Here is a 579-nt window from a genome sequence, read left to right on the forward strand (position 1 = left end):
TCGACCCGGATCAGAATTTGCGACAGAACCTCCGGTTTACCTGGGCATCCTGTGCGATACGATCAAACGTCAGTCCATCCGCACCGTCATGTTTCAAAAGATCAAGCGTTGCCGTCATCACCGCTTCCGCGATTATCTCGCTTCTGCCTTTCGGCCGTTGCTGCGGGGTTATCCGCAGGTCAGGGCCTGCGGATTTCTCCTCAGGTTTGCCGTCTGCTGAACGTATTGCCAAGTCACACCTCGCCACCTTTATACTTCACCAGAAGCTCGTCCGACTTTGCATTTTCTGGCCACCAGATCAATGCGAAGCAGACTACCAAATTAATAAAAGCAACATTATGTTGCTTTAAAAAAATCCTGATGCTAGCGTTGAGGCCGGGTCAGCGATGTCGCTCGCAGATCCGGGAGGAACGCCAGATAAATCCGATTCAGGCAGGCACAGCCAAAAGGCCAATAAGGTCGGGCATGCTGCTGATTGCGATCCGCTTGCGGTTAACACGCTTGCCAATTTCGCCGATTGTTTTCGGCGGACAACGGCGGTTTGCGTCCTCTATAGCGCGACAATCTGGGAGAGAAGTG

General features: G+C 52.7%; 1 protein-coding gene. It reads left to right on the forward strand.

The window, feature by feature from the left end; translation table 11 throughout:
- Nucleotides 1-220 (forward strand): hypothetical protein (locus tag E1297_RS49525; RefSeq protein WP_209015552.1); only part of this gene is annotated, 220 nt, incomplete at its 5' end.
- Between the last annotated feature and the right edge of the window lie 359 nt (nucleotides 221-579).

The organism is Roseibium sp. RKSG952, from assembly GCF_009711355.1.